16 protein-coding genes are annotated in these 17,180 nt (G+C 44.2%); 12 read left to right on the top strand and 4 right to left on the bottom strand.

Features of this window, described 5'->3' with window-relative positions; all coding sequences use genetic code 11:
• Positions 1 to 88: 88 nt before the first annotated feature.
• Both OE749_RS02885 and OE749_RS02880 read right to left on the bottom strand, forming a co-directional pair.
• Positions 89 to 1,447 (bottom strand): DegQ family serine endoprotease, encoded by a 1,359-nt coding sequence (locus OE749_RS02885; protein ID WP_263710841.1) that lies wholly within the window; start codon positions 1,445 to 1,447, stop codon positions 89 to 91.
• A 169-nt stretch (positions 1,448 to 1,616) separates the two neighbouring features.
• Complete coding sequence (locus tag OE749_RS02880; RefSeq protein WP_263710840.1) at positions 1,617 to 2,054, bottom strand: YhcB family protein; 438 nt, start codon at positions 2,052 to 2,054, stop codon at positions 1,617 to 1,619.
• Positions 2,055 to 2,158: 104 nt separating this feature from the next.
• On the opposite strand from OE749_RS02880, the gene zapE reads away from it, so the two are divergent.
• The 9 genes from zapE (at position 2,159) to OE749_RS02835 (ending at position 10,991) form a co-directional block, all read left to right on the top strand.
• The gene (gene zapE, locus OE749_RS02875) at positions 2,159 to 3,256 is read left to right on the top strand and encodes a cell division protein ZapE (protein WP_263710839.1); all 1,098 of its coding nucleotides are present in this window, start codon (positions 2,159 to 2,161) and stop codon (positions 3,254 to 3,256) included.
• Between the two features lie 68 nt (positions 3,257 to 3,324).
• A complete protein-coding gene (locus OE749_RS02870; RefSeq protein ID WP_263710838.1) occupies positions 3,325 to 4,047 on the top strand; it encodes a YebC/PmpR family DNA-binding transcriptional regulator in 723 nt (240 codons plus the stop codon).
• Positions 4,048 to 4,488: 441 nt separating this feature from the next.
• The gene (locus tag OE749_RS02865) at positions 4,489 to 5,256 is read left to right on the top strand and encodes a DUF3450 domain-containing protein (protein ID WP_263710837.1); all 768 of its coding nucleotides are present in this window, start codon (positions 4,489 to 4,491) and stop codon (positions 5,254 to 5,256) included.
• Positions 5,257 to 5,269: 13 nt separating this feature from the next.
• Positions 5,270 to 6,634 carry a MotA/TolQ/ExbB proton channel family protein gene (locus OE749_RS02860; RefSeq protein ID WP_263710836.1) on the top strand — a complete coding sequence of 455 codons (1,365 nt, stop codon included), beginning with the start codon at positions 5,270 to 5,272 and terminating at the stop codon, positions 6,632 to 6,634.
• A gap of 5 nt (positions 6,635 to 6,639) precedes the next feature.
• Positions 6,640 to 7,161, top strand: coding sequence for a MotA/TolQ/ExbB proton channel family protein (locus OE749_RS02855; RefSeq protein WP_263710835.1), 522 nt, complete (start codon positions 6,640 to 6,642; stop codon positions 7,159 to 7,161).
• A gap of 61 nt (positions 7,162 to 7,222) precedes the next feature.
• Positions 7,223 to 7,630, top strand: a complete 408-nt coding sequence (locus OE749_RS02850) for an ExbD/TolR family protein (protein ID WP_263710834.1) — start codon at positions 7,223 to 7,225, stop codon at positions 7,628 to 7,630.
• A gap of 3 nt (positions 7,631 to 7,633) precedes the next feature.
• Complete coding sequence (locus OE749_RS02845) at positions 7,634 to 8,248, top strand: energy transducer TonB (protein ID WP_263710833.1); 615 nt, start codon at positions 7,634 to 7,636, stop codon at positions 8,246 to 8,248.
• A gap of 13 nt (positions 8,249 to 8,261) precedes the next feature.
• Positions 8,262 to 9,581, top strand: coding sequence for a tetratricopeptide repeat protein (locus OE749_RS02840; RefSeq protein ID WP_263710832.1), 1,320 nt, complete (start codon positions 8,262 to 8,264; stop codon positions 9,579 to 9,581).
• A gap of 192 nt (positions 9,582 to 9,773) precedes the next feature.
• A complete protein-coding gene (locus OE749_RS02835) occupies positions 9,774 to 10,991 on the top strand; it encodes a serine hydrolase domain-containing protein (RefSeq protein WP_263710831.1) in 1,218 nt (405 codons plus the stop codon).
• Between the two features lie 66 nt (positions 10,992 to 11,057).
• On the opposite strand, the gene OE749_RS02830 is transcribed toward OE749_RS02835, so the two are convergent.
• Entirely contained in the window at positions 11,058 to 11,645 is a 588-nt protein-coding gene (locus OE749_RS02830) for a DUF1554 domain-containing protein (RefSeq protein WP_263710830.1), read from the bottom strand.
• A gap of 409 nt (positions 11,646 to 12,054) precedes the next feature.
• Between OE749_RS02830 and OE749_RS02825 the strand changes: the two genes are divergently transcribed.
• A complete protein-coding gene (locus OE749_RS02825) occupies positions 12,055 to 12,642 on the top strand; it encodes a porin family protein (protein WP_263710829.1) in 588 nt (195 codons plus the stop codon).
• Here the strand turns inward: OE749_RS02825 and OE749_RS02820 are convergent.
• A complete protein-coding gene (locus OE749_RS02820) occupies positions 12,639 to 13,106 on the bottom strand; it encodes a hypothetical protein (protein ID WP_263710828.1) in 468 nt (155 codons plus the stop codon). The genes OE749_RS02825 and OE749_RS02820 overlap by 4 nt on opposite strands.
• Positions 13,107 to 13,210: 104 nt before the next feature.
• On the opposite strand from OE749_RS02820, the gene OE749_RS02815 reads away from it, so the two are divergent.
• Positions 13,211 to 14,323 carry a PQQ-dependent sugar dehydrogenase gene (locus OE749_RS02815; RefSeq protein WP_263710827.1) on the top strand — a complete coding sequence of 371 codons (1,113 nt, stop codon included), beginning with the start codon at positions 13,211 to 13,213 and terminating at the stop codon, positions 14,321 to 14,323.
• A 191-nt stretch (positions 14,324 to 14,514) separates the two neighbouring features.
• Positions 14,515 to 17,127: a bifunctional aconitate hydratase 2/2-methylisocitrate dehydratase gene (gene acnB / locus OE749_RS02810; RefSeq protein ID WP_263710826.1), complete on the top strand. Its 2,613-nt coding sequence runs from the start codon at positions 14,515 to 14,517 to the stop codon at positions 17,125 to 17,127.
• The last annotated feature ends 53 nt before the right edge of the window (positions 17,128 to 17,180 follow it).

Raw genomic sequence — 17,180 nt, 5'->3', positions numbered from 1 at the left:
GTGAAAGGTGGCAGTGCTGGCTTGTTGAGACACAGAAGTCAACCCAGCTTCTGACGACAGATGCTGGGTTGAAAAATAAAGAATGTAATTAGCGGATAACAATGTAACGGGTAGAATTACCGCGTTGAATGTCGAAGGCGATTACGCCTTTTGCTTCATCAAGAATGTTGCGCAGCTCAGAAACTGAATTAACACGTTGTCTGTTTACGCCAACAATCACATCGCCCTCTTCAAGACCAATGCGTGCAGCTGGAGATCGGTTTACCAATTCGGTAATTTCTACACCTGCATCGCCTCGCTTTGTCTGGCCATTAGCAAGGGTTGCACCTTCCAGTGCAGGATGCATTTCTTTGGCCTCAACGACGCTTTGTTTAGCATCATCTAATACGACGGTAATTGTTTCACGCTTACCTTTACGTAATACATCCAGTTTCACCTCTGATCCGGCGCCTAATGTCGCGATTTTGGCTCGAAGCTCAAAGAAACCATTTAAACTATTACCGTTAACGGAGGTAATGATGTCGCCTGGTTGCAATCCGCCTTTCTCAGCTGCAGAGTCAGGTTGGACTTCGCTTACGAATGCCCCTTTACTCACACTAAGCTCCATTGCTTCAGACAAACCTGCGTCAACATCTTGGCCTAAAATGCCGAGAAGTCCACGTCTGACTTCACCGAATTCAGCAATTTGATCAACCAGACTCTTCATCATATTGCTTGGAATAGCGAAACCAATGCCCACGTTTCCACCATTAGGGCCAAAAATTGCGGTGTTGATTCCAACTAACTTACCATCCAAGCTCACCAGTGCACCGCCAGAGTTGCCTCGGTTAATAGCCGCGTCAGTTTGAATGAAATCTTCAAGGCCACCAATGTTAAGACCTGAGCGTCCTAAGGCACTAATAATTCCAGAGGTCACCGTTTGGCCTAAACCAAATGGATTACCAATTGCAACGACGAAATCTCCTACACGAAGTTTATCTGAGTTAGCGAGCGGTATCGCGGTTAAATCGTCTGAATCAATTTTTAATAATGCAATATCTACTTGCTCATCAGCGCCTAGCTTTTTGGCTTGTAACTCTCGACCATCGGCCAGTTTTACAATAATTTTATCTGCATTATCGACCACATGATTGTTGGTAACGACATACCCTAGCTCTGCGTTGATAATAACACCAGACCCTAACCCTCTGAATGGCCTTTCTTGCACTTGTTCGCTTGGGCCTCCAAAGAAATGACGAAACATTTCAGGTATTCGCTGCCTAGAAACTTGTGTTCCTTCTACCGCAATACTGACGACTCCAGGCATGGTCTCTTCCAACATGGGGGCCAGTGAAGGCGGCTTATCCTCTCCAAAAAACGGTAATGCTGCCGTGACCGATGATGCACCTATTAGGCTGCTGAACATCATGAAAACTGCGATGACAACTCGATTGGCGTTTTTTTTCATTCTAGAAAATTCTCCGATGCTAAATCCATAGTTACAGATATCGTTGGCCTATGCCAACGAATGCCAGTTGCTAAGTCACTAAGTCTTAAACCTGTGAACTGAACAAAAATATTCAGTTTGCAACAGACTGTTTTACAAAGACTTAGTGTTACAGAAAAAAGTTCACTAATTATTTTTGTTTGTCGACGACTTGCTCATTTACTGAGCCGTCGAACAGGCCCGAACCACCCATTGAGAAATCACGTGGTTGCACATCTGTGGCACTAGCAGCGCGTTTTTCTCGCTTTTGCTGATTGCCAATGATAGTCGTCGCGTGTTCACCAAAGTAATTTAGCTTCGCGCCACCTTCATTTTTGGTTTCGCTTTGCAAAAGCGTTTCGTAACCATTGATTTCTTCTTCAAGCTTTTCACATTCAAGTTTTAAGGTATCTACAATCATGCGGCTTTGATTAATATGACTTGCCGCTTGCTGTGCTAATACTTGCTTGAGTGTGTTGGCTGTGTCTTTACTCGCTTTTTTGTTTTGGTTTGCGTAAACATATTTCGCGATAAAGAAGCCGACAATCACGCCAGCAAGCAATAATAAAATTCCAACAATCCAGTCCATAATTACTCCAAATTCAGAAAGTCTTTACTTAATGATACTCGCTAAGCAAACTATGCGGTCAAATAATTTTGAATCAAGATGTGTTAAAAGGTAAAAATGTGGCCATGACTCCCTGGCAAAAATACCAGCAAGACTTGCAAAGTCCGGAATTTAAGTATGATGAGGCACAAGAGCGTGCAGTAAAAGAATTGCAGCGGCTGTATGACGAACTGACGCAACCCCAGAAAAAAGCTACATGGCGTGTGCGCTTAGCCGAACGATTCGGTAAAGGAATGAAACGCCCTGGTATTCAGGGAATTTATTTTTGGGGCGGTGTTGGTCGTGGCAAGACGTATCTGGTTGATACATTTTACGATTGTTTGCCCTTTGACAATAAATTGCGTATTCACTTTCATCGATTCATGCACAAAGTGCACGCAGAACTAAAAGCATTACCTGGTGAGCAAGATCCCTTGAAAATTGTTGCCAAGCGCTTTGCTAAAGAAGCGAAGGTAATTTGTTTTGATGAATTTTTTGTATCAGATATTACTGATGCGATGATTCTTGGAACGTTAATGCAAGAGTTGTTTGCTCAGGGGATCGTACTGGTGGCGACATCTAACATTGTGCCTCAAGAGCTCTATCGTAACGGGCTCCAGCGCGCTCGCTTTTTGCCAGCCATTGAACTCATTGAACAAAACACGCGCATTGTGAATGTCGATAGCGGCATTGATTATCGCTTACGTACCCTAAAGCAAGCCGAGATATACCATTATCCACTTGATAAAACCGCCTCTGAAAATCTGCATATGTATTTTAAACAGTTGGCACCAGAAGAAGGCACGCTGAATCAAGAGATTGATATTGAAAATCGAAAAATAAACACGATACGTAATGCCGACGGCGTGGTGATGTTTGAATTCCGAGAGCTGTGCGATGGTCCTAGAAGCCAAACAGATTATATGGAAATCAGTCGCTTATACCATTCAGTACTGCTTGCCAATGTTGAGCAAATGGGACAAACGACAGATGACATTGCTCGTCGTTTTATTGCAATGGTGGATGAATTTTACGAGCGCAACGTTAAATTAATCATTTCGGCTGAGGCACCCCTTGAAGAAATTTATACCGAAGGGCAGCTTAGTTTTGAATTTAAGCGTTGTTTGAGTCGATTAAAAGAAATGCAGTCTCACGAATATTTAGCCACAGAGCATTTGCCCTGATACGGCTGTGCGGGTAGAATTCCGCCACTATCGTGAAATGTGATTAATGAATTAAGAAGAGAATTCGAATGGGCAGAGCGTTTGAAGTAAGAAAGGCGGCCATGGCGAAAACGGCCGGCGCGAAAACTAAAGTATATTCAAAGTACGGTAAAGAAATTTACGTGTGCGCTAAAAATGGTGGAGCTGATCCTGATACGAATCTAGCGCTACGTCGCTTGATGGATAAAGCAAAAAAAGACCAAGTTCCAAGCCATGTCATCGATAAGGCCATAGACAAGGCTGCCGGTGGTGCAGGTGAAGACTTTGTACCGGCGCGTTATGAAGGTTTCGGACCGGGTAATTGTATGGTGATTGTTGATTGTCTGACAGACAATAATAACCGTACCATTACAGATGTACGCAACTGCTTTACTAAAACGAATGCGAAAATTGGCGCGCCTGGTGCTGTTGCCCATATGTTCGATCATCAAGCGATTCTTGGCTTCAAAGGTAACGATGAAGACGCCATCCTTGAGTTATTGATGGAAGCGGATGTTGATGTCACTGATGTGGAATCTGAAGATGGCACAATCACTGTCTTTGCGCCGCATACAGAATACTTTAAGACAAAAACAACGCTAACAGACGCACTGGAAGGTGTTGAGTTCGATGTGGATGAGATCACCTGGGTTCCGCAAACTGAAACGCCGGTGAGCGGCGATGATGTTGCTATGTTTGATAAATTTATGGCGATGCTGGAAGATTGTGATGATGTACAAAACGTCTATCACAATGCCGTTGTTGAGCGATAACTCAAATATCATCAAATGAATATTTAGTGAAGTAAGCCCTCATATGAGGGCTTTTTTCTAAGTGTAATTTAATGTTCAAATGGTTGATTTTTTACTGATTTGTGACAGCTTCTCTTTCGTTATATTTATTATTTTCCTTTCCATTTTACTGTCATGCTTCCTTCACGTGATTGTCATACATAGACTGAAAATAGTTGCCCAAAAAAATCGATATATCTCAAAGTGAAATGAATACAGAGCAAGACGTTTTTATTTCAACGCCTTAAAAAACGCTACGTCCCGTGACTATTGAGAGTGAGGCATAAACAGGAGATGTTTAGCGCTTTTTACTCATCTAAGTATTTAAATTTGTAATAAAAATGTCACACATTCGGCCTATCCTTTGCGCAGTTTTAATGGGTCAGTGCTCTACTGACTTTTCACATTTTAAGGTTTGATCGTATGAAGCTTTTCAACCGACTGCCAGTTGCAATACTCGCTAGTGCCTTGGCGGTTAATGCAGCCATAGCGCAAGACAATGACTATATTGAGCCTGTGACGAAAGAAGCAGCCAAAATTAATGAATCTGCTGCCAAGTCTCAAGATAAAATCAACAACATTATGGATCAGGTAGCGTCTAAACTTCAGCAGTTTAAGACGATCAATAAAGAAATTGATGGCCTGCAAGTTTATAACGCGCAATTGAGAAAGCAAATCGCTAACCAAGACCAAGAAATGGCTGACTTAAATAAAGCCATCGACGAAGTCAGCGTGATTGAGCGCCAAATTACGCCACTCATGATTCGTATGATTGATGGGCTTGAGCAATTCATCGCATTAGATGTTCCATTTCTTCCAGAAGAACGTGCTACCCGCATCAATGAGTTAAAAAGCTTGATGGAGCGTGCAGATGTTGCTGCGTCAGAGAAGTTTCGTCGTGTGATGGAAGCCTATCAAATTGAGATGGAATACGGCAAAACACTAGAAGCTTACTCTGGGTTGATCACCCTAAGCGGTCAGGAGCGAGATGTTGACTTTCTTCGTGTTGGGCGTACAGCATTAATTTATCAAACTCGTGATGCTAGTGAACAGGGCGTATGGAATAAACGCACCCGCCAGTGGGAAGCATTGCCTTCCAGTTATCGTACACAGGTAACCAAGGGGTTACGTATGGCGAAAAAACAAATGGCACCTGATCTACTTATGATGCCAGTTGCATTGACTGACTAAGGAGGGGACGAGAATGAAAACACTACTAAAATCTATCGCAAGCGGCCTTCTGGCAACCCTGTTTCTTGGGCAGGCATGGGCGCAAGAAGGCCGAGCCTTGGATCTTGATGCGCTATTAAAGCAGCTTGAACAAGGCCAGTTCATGCAGAATCAGCAAAATGTATCTCGTGAAAAAATCTTCACGCAGAAGCGAGCGGAGCAAGATCAAATGTTGCGTGAAGCACGCCAGCAACGTGATCAGATGCTAAGAAACTCAGAACAACTCGAAACACAATTTGAAGAAAATGATTTCAAAATTGCAGATTTAAACGAAGCATTAACAAAACGCTTGGGTTCGCTTAAAGAGCTGTTTGGTGTGTTACAGCAAGTATCGGGTGACACGAAAAACAAATTTTACAACTCGGTGATCTCTGCACAAATTCCAGGGCGCGCAGAATTTCTAGATGAACTGGCTCAGTCTATGGGCTCAAGCTCAAAGTTGGCGTCAATCGAAGAGATTGAGCGTGTCTGGTTTGAAATTCAGCGTGAAATGACAGAATCAGGCAAAGTCACGACGTTCAAGACGGATGTTGTTGAAGCTGGCGGAAACAAAGTGAATAAAGATGTGGTACGTGTAGGGCCATTCGCGCTGGTTTCAGATGGCAAATACCTTGAGTACAACGGTGTAACAGGATCGGTTTCTGAGTTGGTTCGTCAGCCCGTTGATCGCTATCAAGACACCGCTTCGGCTTTGCAACAATCGAAAGGTGAGCTAGTTGAGTTTGGTTTAGATCCGACTGGGGGCTCTATTTTGGGGCTACTTGTACAAGCACCAAACCTTCAAGAACGAGTAGAGCAAGGTGGCATCGTTGGTTACATTATTCTTGCTGTCGGTGCTGTAGGGCTGTTACTGGCATTAGAGCGACTCATCTCGTTAACGGTAACGCGTGCTAAAGTGAACAGGCAATTAAAAACCCCCGAGTTTAAAGACAACAACCCACTAGGTCGCGTAATGCAGGTACGTGATAGGTACGCCAAGGCCGATACCGAAGCACTTGAACTGCATCTGACAGAGGCCATTCTTGGCGAGTTGCCAAAACTTGGACGTAATTTAACGATTATCAAAATTATCTCTGTCGTCGCGCCGCTAATGGGCTTGTTGGGAACGGTTACCGGTATGATTAACACCTTCCAGGCGATTACGTTATTCGGCACAGGCGACCCTCAGCTAATGGCTGGCGGTATTTCTACAGCCCTTGTCACGACAGTGTTGGGCTTGGTTGTTGCGATTCCGATGACGCTGCTATATGCACTGCTCAATACTCAAAACCGCAATATCGTGGCGATTTTACAAGAACAAGCTTCAGGTGTGATTGCTGAGCGCGCTGAGCGAGGCTAATACGCATGTTTACCGAAGTGTTTGAGGCAATTCGAGATTTTACAGAGACAGGTGGCCAGGTTCTGCTGGTCATCGGTTTGCTGATATTCGTTATGTGGCTATTGATTCTTGAGCGAGCATTCTATCTGTTTGTGACGCACCCTGTTTTTAAGAAAAGTATGGTGGCCCAGTGGCAAGCCAGACAAGATCGCGCGTCATGGAATGCAGAACAAATACGCCAAAAAATGGTGTCTCAGGTGTCGTTACGCCTGAATTCTGGCATCACCATTATTCAGGCACTCGTTGCGCTTTGTCCTTTGCTTGGACTACTCGGAACGGTGACGGGGATGATCGAGGTATTTGATGTCATGGCCATTTCTGGCTCTGGCAATGCCAGATCGATGGCCTCTGGCGTATCAAAAGCGACCATTCCTACAATGGCAGGCATGGTTGGTGCGTTGTCAGGCGTATTTGCATCAACGTGGTTAACTCGTACTGCAAAGCGTGAACGCACCCACATCGAAGACGCATTACAGATTCAGCGCTAGGGCGAAGAGTGGATCAATAAATTAACCAGTCGCCCTACAGGACCTAATAAGTGAGAAAGTTATGAAACAACATTTCCAAAATTTGGTTGAGGAAGAAGAAGCAGCCATAGACATGACGCCTATGCTGGACGTGGTGTTTATCATGTTGATATTTTTTATTGTCACGGCGTCTTTTGTAAAAGAGGCGGGTATTGACGTGAATCGTCCTGAAGCCGCTACAGCGGTAAAAAAAGACCGCGCCAATATTTTAGTTGCAATCAGCGACAAAGGTGAAATTTGGATTAATAAGCGTCGTGTTGATGTGCGAGCAGTACAGGCGAATATTGAGCGCTTATATGCGGAAAATCCACAAGGAACGGTTGTGATTCAAGCAGACAAAAAAGCGACAACAGAAACCCTAATTAAAGTCATGGACGCATCTCGAGCGGCGGGGGTTTATGACGTGTCTATCGCTGCACAAGAGCAATAAGTTATGGCTGCGCCAAGAATACTGATTGCCTTTGCACTTTCGTTAGTGATTACCCTTGGACTGTTTTATGTCATGCAGTCACTGATCAAAATGGGGGGAAGTGCACTCACGGAACCGCCAAGAGGCAACGTACTAGATTTCGTTCGTGTTAAACAAGAAGAAACGGTGGAGAAAAAAGAGCGAAAGCCGAAAAAACCGCCTAAACCCGAAGAGCCACCTCCGCAAATGCAACAGCCTCAGTTGGATTCACCGTCTCCTGATGCGGAAGGCGCAAGCATGAATTTTGCTGCCGACGTTGCTGGTGATGTAGCATTGGAAGGCGGGTTAGCATTGGAGAATGGTGATGGTGAGTACTTACCAATTGTTAAGGTGTCGCCTGTTTATCCGCGACGTGCATTGTCTCGAGGTATAGAAGGCTACGTTATTGTTGAATTTACTGTAACCAAACAAGGCTCGGTAAAGGATCCGGTAGTCATTGAAGCAAACCCAGCTGATATTTTTAATCAGGCTGCGGTAGATGCTGCACTGAAATTTAAGTATAAGCCACGGGTCATCAACGGCGAGGCAACTGAAGTCTCGGGTGTTCAGAACCGTATTTCGTTTCAGATAGATGGTTAAGAAGGAAAATCAGATGATGAACCTGCGACATATTTCAAATATCGTTGTTTTTGCTTCAATAACCCTTGGCATATACTCTGCCCCTGTTGTGACCGGACAACAATGGGTATTAGCCCAAGAGTCTGGTGAGCAACAAACCCGCCGTACCCCCGCATTACGCTCAAAAGTGTATGAACAACTATCTAGGGCTCAGAGCTTAGCTGATGAGGGCAAAACGCAAGAGGCACTGAATGCGCTAGCAATGGTGGAAGAACGAGCGAGTTCAATGAATAGCTATGAATTGGCCATGATGTACAACTTTTATGGTTTTATTCACTATAACGTTGAAAACTTCGAAGATGCTATCGCTTCGTTTGAAAAGGTGATTGCGCAACAACCGATCCCAGCGTCTTTTGAGCAATCTACGTTATTTAGTTTGGCTCAGCTAAATATGATGCGCGGTAACTACAACAAAACTGTTGAGTATCTGGAGCGTTGGGAGTCGTTGAATGAAGGCGTTGTGCCCGCAAAAACCCATGTGTTGAAAGCGCAGGCCATGTACCAACAAAAGAACTACCAAGATGCACTTGGCTACATCGAGGCCGCCATTGACGCTCAGCTTAACAGCGAGCAAGGTTTTACTGTGCCCGAAAACTGGTATGTGCTTCAGCGTGCAATTTATTACGAACTCAAAATGCCTGAAAAAGTCGTAGAAGTGTTAGAAACCATGGTTCGATTATTTGACGAGCCGAAATACTGGATTCAGCTTGGCGGCATGTATGGCGAAATTGGCGAAGAGAAAAAGCAGCTTGCTGTGCTTGAGACTGCAAATCAGCGTGGCTTTATTACCAGTGCCTCTGATATGTTCAATTTAGCCCAATTGTACTATTACCATCAGGCGCCCTACAAAAGCGCTAAAATGATGGAAATGGGTATGGAGCAGGGCGTGCTAGAGCGTAACCTTCGTAATCTCAAATTTTTAGCGCAAAGCTGGTCTTTGGCGAAAGAGAATGACAAAGCTGTGCCTGTGATGCGTCAAGCTGCGGCGTTGTCAGAGGATGGACAATTAGATGCTCAACTGGCTCAAATTTTACTGAATATGGAAAAGTATGATGAAGCAATAGTTGCGGCATCAAATGCGATTGATAAAGGCGGCTTACGTAATGCTGGAATACCTCACCTTATCTTAGGTATGGCCTATTACAACAAGCGTCGATTTAATGATGCGCTAAATGAACTGGCAAATGCTGAAAATTTTGAGCGCAGTCGCGGTGTTGCGCGTCAGTGGGAAAAGTTTGTGTTAGCAGAGAAGCAAAGCTCTGAACGTCAACGCGTGGAGGTTGCATCAGATTAACATAACGTATTTCACACCTAAATACGTTTACGGGGCAGCTGCCCCGTTATTGTTGGCATTCAAAATAGTGCCTTGTTCATTGATTTTAATGCATGACTTGCCTCGACTCTGGTCACTTGAGTATCACTACTTAGATAGCGTATGGTAGGTGTTAGTCGTTGATATTGAATTGCATAGAGCGAGGCACATATCATGATAATCGCAAAGAGACGTGCGTCTATAGCGTCGATGATATTCATTGTTATTTTAATGCTGGTGATTGCACTGTATTGGCAGAGCGTAAGCCGATTGTGGATTGCTGTTACGCTTTATGATGAAGACAAAATAGTAGACAACTTTGTTACCCTTTACCACACTTTTGAATCAAACCGAATTCCTCCTGCAGATACGCCCTTTACGTTCCCTGTCGCACGTAAACCCATGCCTGAATTCGTTCCGTTTCAAGAATCGGAGTTAAATATTTCTAGTTTTTTGAAGGAAAGTGGCACGACAGGCTTATTGTTGATACAAGACGGAGAGATTCGTGTTGAGGAATATTTTCAAGGTCATGAGGAGAGCAAGCTTCACATCTCTTGGTCTATGGGTAAGTCGTTTGTATCAGCGCTGATTGGAATTGCCATAGATGAAGGGTATATCAAAAGTATCGAGCAGCAAATTACCGACTATGTGCCAGAGCTCGTGGGATCGGCTTATGATGGTGTGACGATTAAGCATGCGTTACAAATGTCATCAGGAGTAAGGTTCAACGAAGATTATGGTGACTTTCACTCAGATATCAATCGATTCTCACGAATCATCGCATTTGGTAATTCATTAGACGAATTCACAGCATCTCTAGAACGTGAACGTCAGCCTGGAACTTACAACCATTACGTTAGTATTGATACGCAAGCGTTAGGCATGGTGCTTGATCGTGCTATTTCACCCAAACGTCTTACCGATTATTTGCAAGAAAAACTATGGCACCCTTTAGGAATGGAGTATCCCGCCTACTGGTTAAAAGATAAATATGACATGGAGTTGGCATTGGGGGGATTGCATGTTGCTCTGAGGGATTATGGAAAATTTGGTTGGTTATACTTAAATAAAGGTAGCTGGCAAGGTCAGCAACTTGTGCCTGCCGAATGGATTGCAGAGTCTATAACGCCAGATGGACAGCATACTCTACCTGGCGTTAATGCCTACTCAAGCAACCGCGAAGGTTATGGTTATCAATGGTGGCTTCCTGAGGGGGCAGAAGACGAGTTCCTCGCTAGAGGCATCTATCATCAGTTCATCTATATTGATCCAGATAAACGCATTGTAATTGTGAAAAACTCAGCAAATCATCGCTTTACTCAACGTGGCCATAATTGGAATGCTAAGCATATGGCCTTGTTCAGAGGACTGGTTCAACACTTTAGTCATTAACATGCAGGCGGCGTGTTAGCTGCGCCTGCATGATGTTTTAGTCTAAGGTGTTATGCAACACGAACATTATTGCTGAACGCAAATCAGACTATGTTGTGATTCGCAGACGTCTAAAGAACTGGTGATATAGTAACCTGGATAGTCAAACGTAGCACCTTCGTCGAATAGTGGTGCACTCCAGCCTTTGTCACTCGTCCAGTTAGCGCAGTTTTTACTGTTGATGAAGCTATCATTAGTAGGTGTGTAGCCAGTCCATGCCTGAGAAATACTTTGGTATGCACCAAATTCGTTCAATCCCAAACTACTAAAGGCACCGCGTCCGTGTAATAGGTGAAACGCGGTCGTAGTCGGTTCATTCATGGCGCTCATATACAATACGTTTTCCGTCGGCAATACATCTGCCCAAGCTTGTTGTTCGTCTGCGATGAGTGCTTTGTATGTGCCCGAAGGCACGAGCGCATCAGGGTGTGCTGCTGCTTCATTGCATTTAGCATCTGCACCCGCGGTGCCTCCCAAATTGCCGTTAAATTGAGCTGACGTGATGAATATCGTACGTTTTTCCATATTGTCTAGCTTTGAAGGGAGCGCAGAGGCGTCTGATACTGACAGGAATGCAGACAATGTTAGTGCACCAATCATAATATTTTTGTTCATTTTAGTTCCTGATTTTACGACATAAAAATATTTGACGAGTCTTCACTGACTCGCGAGGGAAGAGAATTTATCAGTTAGGTGGGTAGTGTGAGACGTTCTGGTACGAATGGATGAAATGGTGGGATTAATAAAATTCAAGATTGGTATTGCAAATCATTATCATTTGCATTAAATTGAATCTGCCTGTAAACGTTGAGTAATTGGTCCGACTCAACGTGTTGTAAGGGGTGGGTTGCCAAGATAGTTAACGGTAGTGAGGTGGCCCACCTTTTTCTTTTCATCTTCTTCGTAAATATTTTGAAACAAAGTAAAATGAAAAATTGCAGAAGAAATTGAATTACAAAATTTTATCCTGATATACTCCGCGCCGCTTAATATATGGATTAAGCGTTGTATTAAGGATTTAAAAATGAAAAAACTTGTTTCTATTTCTTCACTTATCGCGGCGTCACTTCTTTCTTCACACGTTGCCGCTGAAACGCCAAACTGGAACTACGTAGAAGCATCTTACGCTGATTTATCTCTCGATGATCTTGATGTCGATACAGACGGTTTTGCTTTGAATGGTTCTTTCGAGTTTGCTGAAAACTTCTTCTTGGCTGCGGGCGTGTCTGATATGTCGAAAACTGACGACGGACTTAGGTTTGAATATGAAACGATGAGCATTGGTCTTGGATTTAACCAAGAAATTGCGACAGGTACAGATTTTTACGGTATTGTTTCTATTGAACACGCAGAAGCAAAGTTATCTTACGGCTATATGTCTGATGGTGATGATGACAATGGAATGGGTTTACGCCTTGGTGTAAGAAGCATGGTTGCATCTAATGTTGAGCTAGACGCGTCTGCGGGTATTGTGAAAATTGGTGATGAGTCATACAAATTGTACCGTCTAGGTGGTCAATACTTCTTCACTGACAACTTCTCTGCAGGTGCTAGCTTCGAATCTGGCGAAGACTATGACACTTGGATGCTAACAGGTCGTTACAGCTTCTAAGCATTTTTCTGTAAAGGAGGCGGCTGCCTCCTTTTGTTTTTCAGCAAAATAAATATCCAGCCTCCACACAGTCCTGCAATTATTTGACACACAAATCCGAAATCGCTTCTAGCGCCGGCTATCAGTGTGACGCCCAGTAGTGGTTGCATTAGACTCAAAGCCATAGCCATTGATAGTCCACCAGCTACGACATAGCGCCATGATGGTATTGCTGACAATTTCCATTTAATTACATCCACAATTAGAAAGCCCGATAGCAAGGCAATAAAGATGACACTTCCATAGCCGATTAACAGGCCTGACAAGTCGCTTAGGGTCATTTCTAGTCGAGTGCCAAAGGTAATCTCGGTGCCTATTTTTACAAGTTCATGAAGGACAAATTGGGTATGAAATAGGCTTGCGAGCACAAAGGTACATGCTGCTGACAATAAACATGCAAACAAGTAAGCGCCAATTATTTTCATAAAAAATTTACCCAAAATGGTTGTTATCGCGAATTGATACGTATAAATATACTTATCTTGAATGTCTTACCATCAAAGCACGAACGTAAAATAGGAGTCAATAAATGAGAGCGCAATTTGTCTGTAGTCTGCTGTTTTTACATATGTGTGTAAGTAGTTTAGTTTCAGCTGGGCAACTGATGAAAGACGATTACGTCATTGAAGAAGTCGCAGACGGGTTGAATCATCCTTGGTCTCTCGCGTTTTTACCAAACGGGGAGATGTTAATAGCTGAGCGTAACGGTGGGCTCGTTAAGATAAGTGATGGTAGCGCTTCTCAAATAGATGGACTCCCAAACGACGTTTTCGTTGCAGGGCAGGGAGGGCTCCAAGATATCGTACTGCATCCTGAGTTTTCCCAAAACAACCTGGTTTATTTGAGCTATGCCGCAGGAAATGCCAACGCGAACCAATTGAAAGTGATACGTGCGCAGTTGCAACAAAATACACTGTTAAATATTGATACGGTATTTGCTGCGAAGCCTATGAAGGATACGCCAGTGCATTATGGTGCGAGAATGGCGTTTATGGCAGATGGAACATTGCTTGTAACAACCGGAGATGGTTTTGACTATCGTGAAGATGCGCAGCGATTGTCTAGTCAGTTAGGCAAAATTATTCGAATCCATGATGATGGTTCTTTACCGAAAGATAACCCATTTTTACAGCACAAAGAAGAAAACGCCCGTTACATTTATTCACTGGGTCATCGTAACCCACAAGGTATGGTATTGGAACCTCGCAGTGGCAAAGTTTTCGCTCATGAACATGGCCCTGCTGGTGGTGATGAGATCAATATAATCGAGTCTGCAAAAAACTATGGGTGGCCAGTCATCACCTTTGGCAAAGATTACTCAGGAGCCATGATTACGCCGTTTACCGAATATGACGGCATGGAGCAGCCATTACACGATTGGACACCCTCTATTGCGCCATCGGGAATGGCTTACTACGATAATAAAATGTTTCCGTCATTAAACGGTGGGTTGTTGATTGGTTCATTGAAGTTTCGGGACGTTCGCTGGGTAAAAGTAGCGGGCGGTGAGGTCGAATCAGAGGTCGTATTGTTCGACGAAATAGATGAACGTATTCGCGATGTTCGTGTGGCAGGAGACGGAAGTATTTATTTATTGACGGATAGTGCAAACGGGCGGCTTTTGCGTATTCGCAGCAAGTAATCAAAAGATGTACACAAATTTGCGCAGGTTATTAACAAATATAAACGTATTAATTTGTTGAATAGCCACCATAAGTATTCAAAAGCGTTAATAAATTTAATTTTTAATCATTTCCGCTTATACTTGCACGGTTTCATTTCTATACTCCAATACATGTCGTAATTCCGGAGTAAAAACAAGAGGACCAAATTGTGTTAGAAGCATATCGTAAACACGTAGAAGAACGTGCCGCAGAAGGTGTCCCACCAAAACCACTGAATCCAGAGCAAGTGGCAGAGCTGGTTGAACTATTAAAAAATCCGCCAGCAGGTGAAGAGGATTACATCCTAGAACTGATTTCTGAACGCGTTCCTCCGGGTGTTGATGAAGCAGCATATGTGAAAGCTGGCTTTTTGAGCGCGATTGTAAAAGGCGAGACATCTTCGCCTCTGATTTCTAAAGAAGACGCTGTAAAATTGCTAGGCAACATGCATGGCGGATACAACATCGAAACGCTAGTATCTTTGCTTGATGATGACAAACTGGCGGCACTTGCTGCAGAAGAACTTAAGCACACCTTGCTAATGTTTGACGCGTTCCATGACGTAGAAGACAAAGCAAAAGCAGGTAATGAGCATGCTAAAGGCGTAATGCAATCTTGGGCTGACGCTGAATGGTTCACAAATCGCAAAGACTTACCTGAAAAAATCACGGCTACCGTATTTAAAGTCACTGGCGAAACGAATACGGATGACTTGTCACCTGCACCAGATGCATGGTCTCGTCCTGATATTCCACTTCACGCGCGCGCGATGTACAAAATGACCCGTGAAGGCCTTGAGCCCGAAGCACACGGCGAAGTTGGCCCAATGAAGCAAGTTGAAGAGGTGAAAGCAAAAGGTCACCCTGTTGCATTTGTTGGTGATGTTGTGGGTACGGGTTCATCTCGTAAATCTGCGACTAACTCGGTACTTTGGTTCTTTGGTGAAGACTTACCAGGCGTGCCTAATAAGCGCGGTGGCGGTATTTGTATCGGTGGTAAAGTAGCTCCCATTTTCTTCAACACGATGGAAGACGCAGGTGCATTAGTATTTGAAGCCGACGTGGAAGAAATGGAAATGGGTGATGTTATCGACATCTTCCCGCATGAAGGCAAAATTACCAACAGCGAGACGGGTAAAGTACTGGCTGAATACAGCTACAAATCAAAAGTGATTCTTGATGAAGTTCGTGCTGGCGGTCGAATTAATTTGATTATCGGTCGTGGTTTAACAGAAAAAGCCCGTGAATCACTAGGCTTAGAAGCGTCTGACTTGTTCCGCAAGCCAGAGCAACCAAAAGATTCAGGTAAAGGCTTCACACTCGCTCAGAAGATGGTGGGTAAAGCGTGTGGTGTAGACGGTGTTCGTCCTGGCACGTATTGTGAGCCAAAAATGACCACAGTGGGCTCTCAAGATACAACAGGCCCAATGACGCGTGACGAGCTGAAAGACTTGGCGTGCCTTGGCTTCACGGCTGATTTAACCATGCAGTCTTTCTGTCACACAGCGGCGTACCCTAAGCCAGTCGATATTGATACTCAGCATACATTGCCTGACTTCATCATGAACCGTGGTGGCGTATCTCTTCGTCCTGGTGACGGTATCATTCACTCTTGGCTAAACCGTATGTTGTTGCCAGACACAGTGGGAACAGGTGGTGACTCGCATACGCGTTTCCCTATGGGTATTTCATTCCCAGCAGGATCAGGTTTGGTGGCGTTCGCTGCGGCAACAGGTGTAATGCCTCTCGATATGCCAGAATCGGTTTTGGTTCGATTCAAGGGTAAAATGAAATCAGGTATCACGCTACGTGACCTTGTACACGCCATTCCATTGTACGCAATCAAACAAGGCCTTCTCACTGTTGAGAAAAAAGGCAAAATCAATGCGTTCTCTGGTCGTGTTCTTGAAATTGAAGGCCTTGAGCACCTTACCGTTGAGCAGGCATTTGAGCTGTCTGATGCATCGGCTGAGCGCTCTGCTGCGGGCTGTACAATTAAACTGTCTGAAGAATCAATCTCTGAGTACTTACGCTCGAATATCACCATGTTACGTTGGATGATCAATGAAGGGTACGGCGATGCGCGTACACTTGAGCGTCGTGCTCGTAAAATGGAAGAGTGGTTGGCAAATCCAGAACTTATGGAAGCTGACAAAGACGCAGAATATGCGGAAATCATTGAAATCGATCTTGACGACATTAACGAGCCAATCGTTTGTTGCCCTAACGACCCTGATGATGCGAAAACCCTTTCTGACGTTGCTGGAGACGAAGTGCACGAAGTCTTCATCGGTTCATGTATGACTAACATCGGCCACTTCCGTGCTGCGGGTAAACTGCTTGAGCAGTACAAAGGGCAGCTTCCTACGCGTCTGTGGATTTCTCCACCAACGAAGATGGATAAAGCGCAGCTAATGGAAGAAGGCTATTACAACATTTATGGCCGTGCAGGTGTGCGTACAGAAATGCCAGGATGTTCATTGTGTATGGGTAACCAAGCGCGTGTTGAGCCGGGTGCGACGGTATTGTCTACCTCTACGCGTAACTTCCCTAACCGTTTAGGTGACGGAGCCAATGTTTACCTAACGTCTGCTGAGCTAGCGGCGGTTGGTGCAATTGTTGGACGTATTCCTACAGCGGCTGAGTATATGGAATATGCGAGCAAGATTGATGCTATGTCTGCTGACATTTTCCGCTACTTGAACTTCGACCACATGGACGTATTCAAGAAAGCAGAAGAAGCGGCGAAAGAGAAGATTATTCCTACGCTAAACATTGCTTAATAATGTAAAACAGCGTGTAAGTCTGGTTTGGTCTTAACCAAATCAGCGTAGAT

Source organism: Fluctibacter corallii (assembly GCF_025751585.1).
GTDB lineage: Bacteria > Pseudomonadota > Gammaproteobacteria > Enterobacterales > Alteromonadaceae > Fluctibacter_A > Fluctibacter_A corallii.
This window is presented reverse-complemented; position numbering and strand designations above follow the sequence as displayed.